This is a genomic window from Paraburkholderia sp. J67 (assembly GCF_905220265.1).
Taxonomy (GTDB): domain Bacteria; phylum Pseudomonadota; class Gammaproteobacteria; order Burkholderiales; family Burkholderiaceae; genus Paraburkholderia.
The window spans coordinates 65,720-80,097 of record NZ_CAJMZK010000031.1; the positions used below are offsets into that span (position 1 = coordinate 65,720).

10 protein-coding genes are annotated in these 14,378 nt (G+C 67.5%); 5 read left to right on the forward strand and 5 right to left on the reverse strand.

The window, feature by feature from the left end; all coding sequences use genetic code 11:
- Position 1: 1 nt before the first annotated feature.
- Together U5782_RS34945 and U5782_RS34950 are read right to left on the reverse strand one after the other, a co-directional pair.
- Positions 2-1,480 carry an ATP-binding protein gene (locus U5782_RS34945; protein WP_322048411.1) on the reverse strand — a complete coding sequence of 493 codons (1,479 nt, stop codon included), beginning with the start codon at positions 1,478-1,480 and terminating at the stop codon, positions 2-4.
- On the reverse strand, positions 1,477-2,226 hold the full coding sequence (locus U5782_RS34950) for a response regulator transcription factor (RefSeq protein WP_322048412.1): 750 nt from the start codon (positions 2,224-2,226) through the stop codon (positions 1,477-1,479). The genes U5782_RS34945 and U5782_RS34950 overlap by 4 nt, the downstream gene beginning before the upstream one ends.
- 168 nt (positions 2,227-2,394) lie before the next feature.
- Here U5782_RS34950 and U5782_RS34955 point away from each other — a divergent pair, with 168 nt between their 5' ends.
- The 5 genes from U5782_RS34955 (at position 2,395) to U5782_RS34975 (ending at position 8,803) form a co-directional block, all read left to right on the forward strand.
- Positions 2,395-3,642, forward strand: coding sequence for an ABC transporter substrate-binding protein (locus U5782_RS34955; protein ID WP_322048413.1), 1,248 nt, complete (start codon positions 2,395-2,397; stop codon positions 3,640-3,642).
- 92 nt (positions 3,643-3,734) lie between these two features.
- Positions 3,735-4,763 carry an iron ABC transporter permease gene (locus U5782_RS34960; RefSeq protein WP_322048449.1) on the forward strand — a complete coding sequence of 343 codons (1,029 nt, stop codon included), beginning with the start codon at positions 3,735-3,737 and terminating at the stop codon, positions 4,761-4,763.
- Positions 4,760-5,575 carry an ABC transporter ATP-binding protein gene (locus U5782_RS34965; protein WP_322048414.1) on the forward strand — a complete coding sequence of 272 codons (816 nt, stop codon included), beginning with the start codon at positions 4,760-4,762 and terminating at the stop codon, positions 5,573-5,575. Before U5782_RS34960 ends, U5782_RS34965 begins: the two co-directional genes overlap by 4 nt.
- 143 nt (positions 5,576-5,718) lie before the next feature.
- Entirely contained in the window at positions 5,719-6,858 is a 1,140-nt protein-coding gene (locus U5782_RS34970; RefSeq protein ID WP_322048415.1) for a porin, read from the forward strand.
- Between the two features lie 538 nt (positions 6,859-7,396).
- The gene (locus tag U5782_RS34975; RefSeq protein ID WP_322048416.1) at positions 7,397-8,803 is read left to right on the forward strand and encodes an MFS transporter; all 1,407 of its coding nucleotides are present in this window, start codon (positions 7,397-7,399) and stop codon (positions 8,801-8,803) included.
- A 59-nt stretch (positions 8,804-8,862) separates the two neighbouring features.
- Here U5782_RS34975 and U5782_RS34980 read toward each other — a convergent pair whose 3' ends face one another.
- The 3 genes from U5782_RS34980 to U5782_RS34990 form a co-directional block, all read right to left on the reverse strand.
- Entirely contained in the window at positions 8,863-11,685 is a 2,823-nt protein-coding gene (locus tag U5782_RS34980) for an Hsp70 family protein (RefSeq protein WP_322048417.1), read from the reverse strand.
- A 144-nt stretch (positions 11,686-11,829) separates the two neighbouring features.
- Positions 11,830-13,674, reverse strand: a complete 1,845-nt coding sequence (locus U5782_RS34985; protein WP_322048418.1) for an Hsp70 family protein — start codon at positions 13,672-13,674, stop codon at positions 11,830-11,832.
- Positions 13,671-14,285 carry a DUF2760 domain-containing protein gene (locus tag U5782_RS34990; RefSeq protein WP_322048419.1) on the reverse strand — a complete coding sequence of 205 codons (615 nt, stop codon included), beginning with the start codon at positions 14,283-14,285 and terminating at the stop codon, positions 13,671-13,673. Before U5782_RS34990 ends, U5782_RS34985 begins: the two co-directional genes overlap by 4 nt.
- Between the last annotated feature and the right edge of the window lie 93 nt (positions 14,286-14,378).

The window sequence follows — 14,378 nt, forward strand, 5'->3', positions numbered from 1 at the left end:
CTCAATCGTCGCGCGGCAAGATGAGTTCCACGTCGAGCCCGACGATGCGGCCCGCTTCGACGCGGTTGGCCAGCGTGAGCGTGCCGCCGTGCGCGGCGGCGATGCTGCGCGCGATCGTCAGGCCGAGGCCGGTACCGCTGGCGGCTTCGCTGTCGTTTCGAGCCGCGATGCGGAAATACGGCTCGAATACGCGCTCGCGCAGCGCCGCGTCGGCAATGCCGGGGCCGTTGTCGCTGACAATCACGCGCACCTGCTGGCCGTCATCGCGTACGCCGATGCGCGCTTCGCCACCGTAGCGGATCGCGTTGTCCACGAGGTTTTGCAGGCAGCGTTTGAGATTGCGCGCAAAGCCCTTCACCGGCGCGCGCGTGCGGCCCGTCACGCTGGCGCGCTGGCCCGCCTCGCGTGCGTCTTCGACGAGGCCTTCGAGCATCGAATCGAGGTCGATCTTCTGGCGCGCTTCGGTGATCTCCACGCCCTGCACGACGTCGAGCGTCGCGCGCACCATCGCCTCCATGTCGTCGAGATCGCCGCGCAGGCGCTCGCGCCAGCTCGCATCGGGGAGCATCTCCGCGCGCAGGCGCAAGCGCGTGAGCGGCGAGCGCAGATCGTGCGAGACCGCCGCGAGAAAGCGCGAGCGCTCCGTGAAGTTGTCGATCAATTGCTGCTGCATCGCATTGAAAGACTGCGCGGCGCTGCGCACTTCCTGCGGCCCGCTTTCGGGCAGCGGCGCGCGATGGATATTGCGGCCCAGTGCCTCGGCCGCGCGCGTCAATTGACGCAGCGGCGCAAGCGCGAAGCGCACTGCGACGAAGGCGAGGGCACAAACGGCGGCAAAGCGCAGCAGGTAAATGCGCAGCAGGTAGTCGAACACCAGTTCGCCGCGCTCGGAATGCATGCCCGCCTGACCTTCGTTCGAATGGATGTCGAGCCAGCCCTGTCCCGGAACGTTCAGGAATACATGAAAATCGCCCGTGGGCATGCGCGAATCGAACAGGCTCAGGATGCCGCGATGATGGCCCGCGTCGTCGCGCAGTTGCGCATCGACCAGACGCACGTCGATGGGCTCGCCCAGGCGCTTCTGGATCACGCCCGCGATCAGGCCGCTCGTCGCGCGCAGCGTCAGCGAACGCGGTGCGTCGGGTGAAAGCGCGGGCGGGACGCCCTGAACCCAGCGCAGCGTATAGCGCGAATCGCTCAGCGCTTCACGGATCGTTTCGCGCGTGGTCATATCAGGCGCGTGCTGAAGCAGGCGCACCGTATCGGCCAGACGGCTCGCGAAGAGGCGCGCGGGAATTTCCAGCGTGCGGTTGTCGTGCGTGTCGAACCAGATCGTGCTGGTGAGCAACTGCCCGGCGAACAGGCCCGCCGCGAGCACCAGCACCAGACGGCCGAACAGCGTGTCGGGCCAGACAAGGCGGCGCAGGCGCGCGGCCATGCGTCCAAACACGCCCGAAGGCACGCCCGATACCGTCGTCATGCTTCGTAGGCGACGTCGGCCACCAGCATGTAGCCTTCGTTGCGCACGGTGCGGATCAGCGCGGCATTGCGCGCCGAGTCGTTGAGGTGATGGCGCAACCGGCTCACACATACGTCGATGGAACGGTCGAGCGGCGTGTGCCCTTTGTCGAACACCTGGTCGAGCAGATACTCGCGCGTAAGCGGCCGGTTCGGATGATCGAGCAGGGTGCGCAGCGTGCGGTAGTCGGAGCCGCCGAGCGAGACCACCACGCCCTCGGGCGAGAGCATCTGCTTCATGCGCGTGTCGAGGCGCCAGCCCGCAAAGGTGACGAAAGCGCTGGCATCGGCGTGACGCCCCCGCGGCGTCGGTGGGGCGGGCGCACCCGGCGCGGCATCGGGCACCGCGCGCGTGCGCCGCAGCACCACCTTGATCTTGGCCACCAGTTCGCGCGGATCGAACGGCTTGGGCAGATAGTCGTCGGCGCCCATCTCCAGACCGAGGATGCGGTCGAGCAAACCGCCGCGCGCGGACAGCATGATGATCGGCACGCCGTTCTCGCGGCGCAGCTCGCGCGTGAGGTCGAGGCCGTCTTCGCCGTCGAGCATGAGGTCGAGCACGATCAGGTCGATGCGTGTGTGCCGCAGCGCCTGCTTCATCTGCGCGCCGTTGCTGGCGGCGCTCGCTTCGTAGCCCATGTCGCGCAGATAGTCGCGCAACAACTGGCGGATATTGGGGTCGTCGTCGACGACGAGAATATGGTCCATCGTGGGTTCTTGCTATTCAAACTGCGCAATCTGCGGCCATTGGGCCTGGGCCATCGGGCCTGTTCCGGCCCCGCCAACACATTCCATTACAAAAGGGCCGCTTCTCAACACATTGCCATTACATCGCGCGGCTAAAGTGTCGGCTGCAAATAGCAATCGTTCTCATTTATGAATTCTATCATGCCGCTTGGCCGCTTCGCGCGTGCCGCCGCCACCGCTGCCGTCGCCGGTGGGATCGCTTTCGCCGCTCACGCTGCCACGCCGGCAACGGCACAGGCAGGCGCGAATGTTGCCACGTCTGCCGCATCGGCAACAAATTCGCCGGCAGCGCCGCTGACCGTCACCGATCTCGCGGGCCGCACCGTCAAGATCCCGGCGAACCCGCACCGCATCCTGCTGGGCGAAAGCCGCCTGCTGTCCGCCGTCGCGCTGCTGGAAGGGCAGAAGCCCCTCGCGCGCATTGTCGGCTGGCAGGGCGATCTGCCGACGATGGACCCGCAGACCTACGATGCCTACGCGCACAAGTTCCCCGAGATCCGCCAGATTCCGCTGATCGGCAAGGCCACGGAAGACAGCATCAGCGACGAAAAAGCGCTGGCGCTCAAGCCCGATGTGGCGATTTTCAGCGTCGCGGGCCACGGCCCGAGCCGCTACAACGCGCTCGTGAAGCAGCTCGAAGCGACCGGCACGACGGTGGTGTTCATCGACTTCCGCGTGCATCCGATGCAGAACACGCTGCCGAGCATCAAGCTGCTCGGCGAGGTGCTGCATCGCGAGCCGCAGGCCAACGCGTATATCCAGTTCTATCAGCAGCATCTCGCGGCGGTCGAAAACGTCGTCAAGACGATTCCCGAGAACCAGCGCCCGAAGGTGTTCGTCGATATGCTCGCGGGCGTCTGGGACGCCGGTTGCTGCCACACGGCGGGCAAGGGCAACTTCGGCGAATTCGTGCAGGCCGCGGGCGGGCGCAATATCGCCGCCGACCTGCTGCCGGGCGTGCTGGGCGACATCAGCATGGAGCAGGTGATCGCTTCGCAGCCCGATGTCTATATCGCGACGGGCAGCCGCACCAAGCCGGGCCTCGCCTCGCTGCGCGTGGGCGCGCTCACGAGCGAGCACGACGCCGATGCGAGCCTCGCGCAACTGGTCGCGCGCCCCGGCTTCGACACCATCAAGGCGATCCACGATGGTCGCGTGCATGGCATCTCGCACAACTACTACGACTCGCCATACAACATCATCGCGATCGAAGCCTTTGCGAAGTGGTTCTATCCGCAGCAGTTCAAGTCGCTCGACGTGAAGGCGACCCAGGACGAACTGTATCGACGCTTCCTGGCCGTGCCGGATAGCGGCACCGAATGGGTCGATGCGCCGCTGCCGCTGCCTGGGAAGCAAGCGCAAGAGGCCGCGCGATGAACGATGTGCGCATGCCGGCCGGCTCCGGCTGGCGTGCACGTGAGGCGCTGGAGTCGCACACGGCGCACGATAGCGAGCAAGCGCAGGCGCAGATGCGCGCCTACACGCGCCTCACGCGGCGGCGCGCGCTGCTGCTCGTCGTGGTGCTGGCGCTGATCGCGTGTTCGCTGCTGTTCGACGCGAGCACGGGCCCCTCGGGCCTGCCGATCGCCACGCTCCTGCACACGCTGTTCGACCGCGCGCACGCCGATCCCGCCAACGTCGTGATCGTGTGGCAGATCCGTCTGCCCTACGCGGTGATGGCGCTCGCGGTGGGCGCGTCGCTCGGGCTCTCGGGTGCGGAGATGCAGACCATCCTCAACAACCCGCTCGCGAGCCCTTATACGCTGGGTGTATCGGCGGCGGCTGCGTTCGGCGCGTCGCTGGCGATCGTGCTCGATCTCGCGATTCCGGGCGTGGCGCAGACCTGGGTGGTCTCGGCCAACGCCTTCGTGTTCGCGTTCGCTTCCGCGCTCACGCTCGACCTCGTCGCGCGCTGGCGCGGCATGAGCACGGCGGGCGTCGTGCTGATGGGCATCGCTTTGGTGTTCTCGTTTCACGCGCTGGTCGAGCTGATGCAATTCATCGCGTCCGCCGATGCGCTCCAGGGCCTCGTGTTCTGGACGCTCGGCTCGCTCGCGCGCGCGGACTGGACCAAGATCGGCGTGCTTGTCGCGGCGCTGGCGATCGCCTTGCCGTTCTCGATGAAGAACGCGTGGGCGCTCACGGCCATGCGTCTGGGCGAAGACCGCGCCGCGAGCTTCGGCATCGACATCAAGCGGCTGCGTCTCACGACGCTGCTGCGCGTGGCGGTGCTCTCGGCGCTGGCGGTGTCGTTCGTCGGCACCATCGGCTTTGTCGGGCTGATCGCGCCGCATGTCGCGCGCACGCTGTTCGGCGAGGACCATCGCTTCTATCTGCCTGGCAGCCTGCTGCTGGGCGCACTGATGCTCTCGCTCGCGTCGATCGCCTCGAAGTTGATCGTGCCGGGCGTGCTGATTCCGGTGGGCATCGTCACGGCGCTGGTGGGCATTCCGCTGTTTCTCGGCATCGTCGTGCGATCGCAGGGGGCCGCGCAATGAGCGGGCTCGCGATTCACGATCTGGGCGTGCGCTTCGGCAAACGCGATGTGCTGCGCAACCTGAGCGCAGGCCCGCTGCCGCGCGGCGAGATCACGGCGCTGCTCGGGCCGAACGGCAGCGGCAAGTCCACGCTGCTGCGCACGCTCGCGGGTCTCGCGAAACCGAATACGGGTTCGCTCTCGCTCGACGGCGCGCCGCTCGCGCTGGGTGTCGCGAGCGCGCGCTCGCATAGCGTCGTCTATTTGCCGCAGGCCTTGCCCGCAGGCGTACGCCTGCAGGTGCTCGAATCGGTGCTGGTGGCCGCGCGCGCCGGACGCGATCCCGCCTTGCACGCGCATGGCAACACCCGCGTGCTGGCGGCCGCGCATGCGGCGCTCGAACGCCTCGACATCGGCGCGCTCGCCAATCGCTCGCTCGACGAACTGTCGGGCGGTCAGCGTCAGTTGGTGGGCATCGCCCAGGCGCTGGTGCGCGAGCCGCAGGTATTGCTGCTCGACGAGCCTTTGTCGGCGCTCGACCTCAATCACCAGTATCACGTCATGGCGGTGCTGGGCGAAGTCACGCGCGAGCGCGGCATCGCCACCGTCGTCGTGCTGCACGACATCAACGCGGCATTGCGCGCCTGTGATCGCGCCATGCTGCTGCATGAAGGGCGCATCGCGCACTTCGGCGCCCCTGCCGAAGTCGTGACGCCTGCCAGCCTCGCCGAGGTATTCGGAGTCCGCGCGCGCATCGAGCCATGCTCGCGCGGCTTCCATCAGGTTCTGATCGACGGTCTCGCCGATCGGAAGGGCCCAGCCAGCCGCCAGTAGCGCGTCCCAGCCACGCCCGTTCAATCCGTTACGCACCGGCAGCGCCGGGTACACGACGTCGCGCTCGCGCGCGGCGCCGTGCGCCCGCGCACGCCCGCGTGACGCCAAAACAACTTAAAACCAGACGGATCAAGCAGGGAACCATGAAGAAGACTTTCCTGGTCGCCGCGTGCGCGGCAGTATGGGCGTGCGGCGCGCATGCACAGAACAGCGTGACGCTGTACGGCCTTATCGATGCGGGCCTGACCTTCACCAGCAACGCCAAGGGTGCGAAACAGTGGCAGGCCGGCAGCGGCGACGTAACGGGCAGCCACTGGGGCATCAAGGGCCGCGAGGAACTCGGCGGCGGCACCGCCGCGATCTTCCAGCTCGAAAACGGCTTTTCGGTGATGAACGGTTCGATGCGCCAGGGCGGCCGCGAGTTCGGCTTCCAGTCGTACGTCGGCCTGACCAACACGAACTACGGCACGGTCACGCTCGGCCGCCAGTACGACTCGGTGGTCGACTATCTCGCCCCGCTGAGCTTCACGGGCGTCCACCCGGGCGGCAACAACCTGAGCGCGCACCCGTACGACAACGACAACCTCAACAACTCGTTCCGCGTGAACAACGCGGTGAAGTTCGCGAGCAGGAACTACAACGGGCTGCAGTTCGGCGCGCTCTACGGCTTCTCCAACGAAGCGGGCGGCTTCGACGACAACCGCGTCTACAGCTTCGGCGGCCAGTACCAGACGGGCGCGCTGACCTTCGCCGCGGGCTATCTCCAGGCGAACAACGGCGGCAGCTCGAACACGAATGGCGCGATCACGCTGACCGAGCGCACCTTCATCGCCTCGCAGCAGCGCATTTACGGCGCGGGCGTGAACTGGAATGCGGGCAACGCGCGCTTTGGCTTCGTGTGGACGCGCACGCAGCTCGACGGCCTCGACACGATCAACGGCTCGAACAGCCTCGGCATCGCCGGGAATGGCCAGGGCGCGAACTTCTCGAACTACGAAGTGAACGCCGCGTATCACTTCACGCCGGCGTTCAGCGTGACGGGCGAATACACGTACACGCAGGCCACGCTGTCGAACTCGACCGGCGATCACCACCCGCGCTGGCACGAAGTCTCGGTGGAGGCGGATTACTTCCTCTCGAAGCGCACCGATATCTACACGCAGGTGAGCTGGCAGCACATCTCCGCCGACGGCTCGGGCCTGAGCGCCGATATCAGCGGCCAGACGGCTTCGTCGAGCGACGTGCAGACGGTTGCGGCGGTGGGCTTGCGGCACCGTTTCTGATCGCTTTTGATCGTCTCTGATCGCGCCCGTGTCTGGTGCGCCGCGTCGCTGCGGTGCACCAGAGGCTGACACGGGGCGCACATGAATGGTGGGGCGCATGCGCAGGCATGCGCCCCATCTTTTTGCGCCGACGAAAACGGGGCCGCCTGCGCAAGCCCTGTATTTCAAGGCTCGACGACTCAGGCGAGCGCTCTCGCATGACGAGTGGCATAGCTATTGCTTAGTGAGCAGCGAGGCCAATGACGGTCTCGACGAATTGACATCGTCGTGCGCAGCAAGGCTGCATAGCGCGACGATCGAACCTGGCAGGGCGGGGCAACGGCGTCCCGAAGCGTCTTTTCCATGAAGCGATGGGCTTCATGCGAATGCGCTTCGGGACGCTTTTTCGTTTGTGGGCCTTGTGTGCGCTTTCTGTGCGCGTTGATGCAAAAGGGCGGATACGCCGGTTCGGAAGCAGTCTTGCTGGATATGTCGGAGTGCGAAGTTAAAACGGATGCGGCGTGAAAACACCGGTTTCCATTACCCTGGGGAGTGCCTCGTGAAAGACCTTTTGAGTTCGCTGAAAAGCGGCAACTGGCGCGCGCTGCTGGCGTGTTTCCTGTATTTCGACACGGGATTTACGGTGTGGGTGATGTTTGGCCCGCTCGCGCCGTTCATCCAGAAGGACATTCACATGTCGCCGGCCGAACTCGGCCTGCTGGTGGCCGTGCCGGTGCTGGGCGCGGCCATCCTGCGCGTGACGCTCGGCAACCTCTACCAGGCGTGCGACGGCCGCAAGGTCGCGCTGATGGGCATTGCGCTCTCGGCGATTCCCGCCGTCGTGCTGCTGGCGCTGCCGGGTGCGCCGTCATACACGCTGCTGCTGGTGCTGGGCGTGCTGCTGGGCGTGGGCGGTGCGAGTTTCGCCGTGGCGTTGCCGATGGCGGGCAGCAACTATCCGCCCAAGGTGCAAGGCCTGGTTCTGGGGCTGGCCGCGGCGGGCAACATCGGCGCGGTGCTCGACGGCTTTCTGTTCCCGGGACTCGCCAATAGCTACGGCTGGGCCCACGCGACGGGCGCGGCGCTGCCGCTGCTCGGCATCGCGGCGACAGCCGTGTGTTTCTGGGCACGCGACCTCGGCCAGAAGTCGGGTAGCGCGCCGAAGGCATTGCGTGCGTTCTTCGTCACGCTGGCAGGCTTGCTCGCGCTCGTGCTCGCCGTGCATGAAGGCGTGTTCGGCGCAGGCAAGACCGGCGTGTTGCTGCTGCCGGTGATGGGCGCGCTGCTGGCGATCGCGGTGCTGCCGCGCCACTATCGCGGCGTGCTGGCCGAAGGCGATACGTGGGTCGTGATGCTCGTCTACAGCATCACGTTTGGCGGCTTTGTCGGCATGTCCTCGTATGTGACGACGCTGCTTGTTTCGCTCTACCAGGTACCCAAGCTCGAAGCGGGCGTGATCATGTCGCTGCTCGCGTTCACGGGGGCGATGGTGCGTCCGATCGGCGGTCTGATCGCCGATCGCATCTCGGGTGTGCGCGCGCTCGTGCTGCTGCTCGCGGCGATCTCGCTGTGCGACTTCGCCTTTGCTGCATGGATGCCGCCGTTCGCAGCCGGTATCGCGCTGCTCGCGCTGACCTATGTGTGCTTCGGTCTGGGCAATGGCGCGACGTTCCAGCTCGTGCCGCGCCGCTGGCAGGGCCGCACGGGCCTGATGTCGGGCATCGTGGGCGCGGCGGGCGGTATCGGCGGCTTCTATCTGCCGGTCATCATGGGTATCGCGAAGGAAAGCACGGGCAGCTATCAGATGGGCTTTGCGACCTTCGGCGCGCTGGCGGCGCTGGCCTTTGGCCTCGTGGTCGTGCATCGCACGCGCTGGCTGGAATGGGCGCTGCCGCAGGAAAGTCTCGCTGTGCAGCCCGCCGTGCAACCGGTGATGCAGGCGGTGGAGGTTCAGGCGGGGAATTGATCGCGAAGGCAGGGACGCGCTCCGGTGCAGGCCGGAGCGCGTTTAGGTTCGTGAAGGCTTCACGCCCCCATCAACTTCAACCCCGCCGGTAGCGCCTCGCCAAACACGCGCCCCGTATCCGCGCTATCGAGTTCCACGACGTCGCGCACCATCGCGATCCAGGTCTGCGGCGCGTTCGCGCTCTCCAGCCGCTTCACCACCGTATCCCGCAACTCCGGCGCAATATCGCGCGACCGATCGCCCGTCATGCGCGCGATCTGCGCGGCGGCGAACATCGCGGGTTCGACCTTCTTCCAGTCGAGCGCGAGAATCGCGTCGAGCCATTGCGCCGCCACCTCCGGCGGCACGACGCCGTGCGCACTGCCGTAAAACGGCAGACGCGCGCCAATGCGGCCCATGGCCCACCAACTCTGATGATTCTCCGCAGGCTTTTTCAACCGTTCGAGCAACTGCGCGCCGATCTCGATCTTCTGCGCCGCGTCGATCTGTTCGAGCGATGCGTAGACCCGCACCATATCGGCTTGACCGAGCTTCGACGCATCGAAGGGCAGCTTGTGGTGTTTCGCGGCCACCGCGTCTTCGAGCCAGCGCATCGCTTCCAGCACCTGCTCCTGCGCTTCGGCATTCAGGCCGCCCGCCGCGCGACGCCAGAGCGTCCACCATTCGGACCAGACCTGGCTGTCGTTGACGTGCTGGATGCCGTCGTCGAACAGCGTCCACAACTGCTCCACGCGCCATTCGTCGAGCGGGTAGCCGAAGCCCGGCCGCACGCAATAGCCCGCGAGATTGAGCCACAGGCGCTCGTGATCGGCGGAGCGGCGGCGCCGTCCCGCGCGGTCCCAGAGCGCGCCGAAGAGTTCGCGCAGCAGCGGGCTGTCCCAGTTCTGGCGCGGCCCGAGCGTGTGTTCGAGCTGCGCGCGCAGACGCTTCACTTCCTTCGGATCGACCTTCGTGGACTTCGCGCCGAACACGCGCTCGATCAACGCGATGGCCTCGTCGAGCGCGGGATGGCGCACGCGCGCACCGGCGTCCGGGCGCGCATGTTCGTCGCGACGCAACTGGAATTCGAGCAGCCAGTGCTGCGCGGGATCGTCGGTGGCGACGCAGCGCACTTCCAGCGTGCCGATCTCGGTCAGTTGCGCGGTGAGCTTGACGGGTCGCTCGCGTGCGCCTTTTTGCCCCTGGACCACGGTGGCGAGCGGCGGCAGGCGCACGAAGTCGCCGGAAAGATCGGCGATTTCACCGGCTTTCCACGGGGTATCGGCGACTGTGGAGACCAGGTGGAACTGCACCGGATGACCCAGTTGCAGCGCGAACGTGCGATCGTCGAGGCGCACTTCGTGGCCTTCTTCGGTGCCGCGCGGCAGCAGGCAGATGCCGCGTTGTTGTGCTTTGTCGTCGCCGCCGTCGCTATTGGCGTTGCCCTCGTCGAGCACGAGGAAATAGCTGCGCGGCGAGCCCCCGCCGATGCGCGGCGCGCGGCCCTTGCGCGCCAACGCGAAAGCGACGGCACCGCGTGCGACAGCCACGTCGGGGTGATCGTTCTGCAACACGGTGAGTGGCGCGTCGCGCCATGCACCCAGCGTGTCCCGCAACCGGCCGGTGAGCGCGTTCGCGCGGAACACGCCGCCGTTGAGCAGCAGTGTGTCGGGAACGGGCAGGGATTCGGCCGTCGCATCGGCCGCCGAGCCCAGCGCCTCGCGCGACTGCGCCGCGAAGCGTTGCAGGAAGGCCGCGATATGACGCGTGATCGCCGGATCGGCGGCATAAGGCAGGCCGAATTCGACGATGGCCGCGCGTGCGCGGCGCGGCAAATCGTCGGCCGCGCCGGCAGGGAAAAATCCATCGACGATGATGCGCTCGGCTTCATCGCGCGTGAGTTGGGTGCTGCGCGCGCCGCCGATCAGCTTCGCGCCCGCGCCCAGCAGCGTGACGCCCACCGATTCGGGCGCGTCTTCGCCCAGCAATTGTTCCTTCGCGACGCGGCAGCGCTCGACCAGTTGCGAGAGGCTCGCCGCAGAGAGCCTTCCGGCCTGGCCTTGCTGCGCTCCCAGCCGGCTTTCGGCCAGATGGGCGAGCGCGAGATCCATGTTGTCGCCGCCCAGCATCAGATGATTGCCGACGCCGATACGGGTCAAACGAGGCTGCCCTTGCCCGTTGCCTTCATCGACTTCGACCTTGATGAGCGTGAGGTCGGTCGTGCCGCCGCCCACGTCGCACACGAGCACGAGGCGGGTGCTGGCAAGCTCGGTTTGCAGCGCATCGCGATGATGAAACAGCCAGTCGTAGAACGCGGCCTGCGGTTCTTCGAGCAGACGCAATTTAGGGAGTTGCGCGCGCTGCGCGGCTTCGAGCGTGAGCGCGCGCGCGCCGTCGTCGAACGAGGCGGGCACCGTGAGCACCACGTCCTGCTGTTCGAGCGGCGCTTGAGGAAAGCGGTGATTCCACGCGGCGCGCACGTGCGCGAGATAGCTCGCGCTGGCGTCCACCGGCGAGACCTTGCCGACGTCCTCGGGCGCGCCCCAGGGCAGGATAGGCGCGAGCCGGTCCACCGAGGCATGCGAGAGCCAGCTTTTCGCACTGGCGACAAGACGCCCGGGCACCTGCGCGCCGAGTGTGCGCGCAAGGCGGCCGACCACGGGCGCAGCGTCTGACGCGTTGGCGCCCTGCGGCGCGGACCACGGCAGTTGCCGCGCGCCCGCAGGCAGTTCGCCGGGCGCGGGTTGATAGCGCGCCGATGGCAGCAGCGGCTGCGCGCCGACTTCCCCGGGCGCGGTGAGCTGCTCGATATCGAACACGCGGATTTCGTCGCCGCCCGCTTCGGCGTAGGCCACGACCGTATTGCTGGTCCCCAGGTCGATGCCGACGACGTATGGCTTCATCGCGCTCAATTGCTGACTCGGTTGGCGGTGAGGTGGACGCCGCCTGGCTGTGGCTGGCGGCGGCGTCCTGGTGAAAGCGCGTCGCGGCGGTTCTTTTTAATGTGCCGCGACGCTGGATGCGCAATGAGTGCGCGAATGGGCGTGTTAAGCGCTCACGCCACCGCGCACATCGAACTCGACCTTCCAGCGCTCATGGCTGCCGGACGGCACGGCTTCGAGTTCGAGCGTGCCCGCTTCGGTCACGCGCGCATGCAGCTTGACCGGCACGATCTCGCCCGGCGTGCGGCCTTCCGTGGGCAACGTGGCCTGGATCTCTTCGAGTTCCTGAAGCTCGTCCGCCGACCAGTAGTCGAGCAGCGTGCCGACCTGATCCTGGCGGCGCACCGACGAGCCGAAGAAGCGGAAGTGCACCGGCTCGCCCACCACGAGGCCAAACTCCTGCGCGGGCAGCGGGGCGTCCGTGCCTTCTTCCATACCGAACGGCGCGACGCACAGCGCCGACACCGGCGGCTCCAGCCCCGGCACCGCGGGCATCGCCGATTCGACCGCCACGTAGTACGCGCGCGCCGTGCCGCCGCGAATGCGCACGCCGCGGCCGCGCTTCACGTAGCCGTAGTACGCCGCGCCGCGCGCGACCGCGAGGTCGAGGTCCGCACCGCCCAGCAGACGCGCGGCCGGTGCGCCTTCGGCGGCAAGCCAGCTATTGAGGATGTCGATCACACGACCGGCCAGCAGCGGCGACTTGAACACGCCGCCGTTGAACAGCACGGCCGTGGGGTGCAGGAAGCTCGCGCCTTCCGGGGGCGCGCCGAAGCCTTCGACTTCCGCGAGCGCCGCGACCTGGCGGCCGAGGAAGGCCGCGAGATGGCGCGTGACGCCTGCGTCCTGCGCATAGGGCAGGCCGAGCTGCGTGAGACCTGCGCGGGTGCGCACGGCCGGACGCGCGGCGGCGTCCACCTGCGGGAAGAAGCCTTCGAGGATGATCTGCGTGAGTTCCGCGCGCGTGAGTTCGGTGCGGATCGAACCGCCGATCAGCTTCGAGCCGCGGCTCGGCACCACCAGCGGCACGGTGTCCACGCTCGAATCGGAGAGCAGCGTTTCCTTGGCCGAACGGCACGCGTAGGTGAGCGCGCGCAGCTGCCACGGATCGGCCTGGGTGCCTTGCGCCGCGAGCTTGCGCGCGACCACGTGGGCGAGCGCCAGATCCATGTTGTCGCCGCCGAGCAGGATGTGCTCGCCCACCGCCACGCGGTGCAGTTCGAGATTGCCTTCGCGCTCGACCACGGCGATCAGCGAGAGGTCGGTCGTGCCGCCGCCCACATCCACCACGAGGATGATGTCGCCGACCTTCACGTCCTTGCGCCAGCCGCCGCCGCTCTTCTGGATCCAGCTATAGAGCGCGGCCTGCGGCTCTTCCAGCAGCGTCATGCGCGTGTAACCGGCAGCCTGCGCGGCCTCGGCGGTCAGTTCGCGCGCGGCCGGATCGAACGAGGCCGGGATCGTCACGGTGACGTCCTGCTCGATGAACGGCGCATCCGGCACGGCCTGGTCCCACGCTTCGCGCAGGTGCGTGAGGTAGCGGATCGACGCTTCGAGCGGCGAGATGCGCGCGACTTCGGGCGGCGCGTCGTTCGGCAGGATCGCCGCGCGACGGTCCACGCCCGGGTGGCAGAGCCAGCTCTTCGCGCTCGACACGAGGCGGATCGGCGTGCCCGCGCCACGGCTGCGCGCCATTTCGCCCACGGCGTACTCGCGCGTGGCGGTCCAGGGCAGCGTCAGGTCGCCGGGCGTGAGTTCGCCCGCGTTGGGCAGATAGAGGAACGAGGGCAGCAGTTCAGGCGATTCGATCGCGCCGGGCGCGGTCAGCTGCGTGATGGGCAGCACGTCCTGAATGGCCTTCTCGCCATCGCTGTCAACGAGATCGACATAGGAGAGGGCGCAGTGGGTCGTACCCAGATCGACGCCGATGGAATAACGGGCTTCGCTCACAGTTCCACCTCCGCCGGTGCGATGACTTTCGCGTCATGGGTTTTGACGAGCTTGGGCAGCTTGACGTCTTCGACGCGCCATCCACGGTGGCTGATCGTGCCGTTGTAGGGGGCCGAGCCGACCACATTGCCGGTCAGGCGGATCGCCGTGGCGTCGAAGCCCTGGGCGATCGTCACGCGGCTGCCTTCGGCTTCCGTGCGCACCGGGCGGATCGTGAAGTGCTCGCGCAGCGTGGTGCGGCAGCCTTCGTGGACGAGGCGCGCGGCCGCGCCGATGTCGGCGTCCGAGTAGTTCTTGATGTCTTCCTCGACGAAGTCGACGAGGCGCGCGTTGCGCTGAAGCAGGCCGAGCAGCTGCAGCGCCGACTGCGGGCTGGCTTCCTCGATAACGGTTGCGGCCGGGGCGACCGGAGCCGGTGCGGGAGCAACCGGTGCAACGGGCGCAACAGGCGCGGCCACGGGAGCCGGGGCGGCGGCGACAGGCGCGCCGAACGTCTCTCCGTTACGCAGGCGGCGCACGCCGCCAGCCAGCTCGGCATTGCCGAGGATGGCGAAAAACGATCCGAAGGCGAGCGACAGGCGGCCTGCGAATGAAATCTTGGGTTCGGTCATCAAAACAACTCCAGTAGGCTCGCGCGCGGTATTTCCGGGCAAGCGGTCCGTCCGGCCGCGCGCCGAGGCCCGGATGATACGTCCTCGGGCGGC